This window comes from Achromobacter sp. Marseille-Q0513 (assembly GCF_018195695.1).
Taxonomy (GTDB): Bacteria; Pseudomonadota; Gammaproteobacteria; order Burkholderiales; family Burkholderiaceae_B; genus Achromobacter.
Window position 1 is genome coordinate 1 of record NZ_JAGTJY010000545.1, and the last position, 434, is coordinate 434.

A 434-nucleotide genomic window follows, 5' to 3' on the forward strand; every position below is an offset into this window, starting at 1 on the left:
TCCCTGTCCCAGATGTCCAGTCAACATGTTCGCCGTGTTCTCCGGCGTAGTAGCCTCTTGAAAATCGCGCATCCGACCCGATGTAGCTGCGTGACAGGTATTGCTGTCAACAATCTAACGAATGAGAGAGACCGATGACGATTCGCTTTTGGACCGCCAACCCGCAAGGCCTGCTCGACAAGTTCAAAGAATTGATTGAGCAAGAAGAGCCGAAAGGCCGTATCAATACCTGGGAACAGCACGATGGGGGATTCCGTCACACCGCTAAAGACTGGAAGGAGTTGGGGTTGTTCAAATCGGCTATTGCCGAAGACAAGAAAAGTCTGATTTTCAATATGACCGTCAACAAGGGTGAGTACACCTATGCGTACTATCACGGCCATCTTTTGCAGACCTTTATTGAGCATCTGGGAGCCCATTTTCAACAGGCAACC

At 50.0% G+C, this 434-nt stretch carries 1 protein-coding gene; it reads left to right on the forward strand.

All coding sequences use genetic code 11. The features are described 5' to 3' along the window. Nucleotides 1–134: 134 nt before the first annotated feature. Nucleotides 135–434, forward strand: a 300-nt coding sequence (locus tag KDH83_RS31690; protein WP_212323142.1) for a hypothetical protein, incomplete at its 3' end; no start/stop codon positions are given.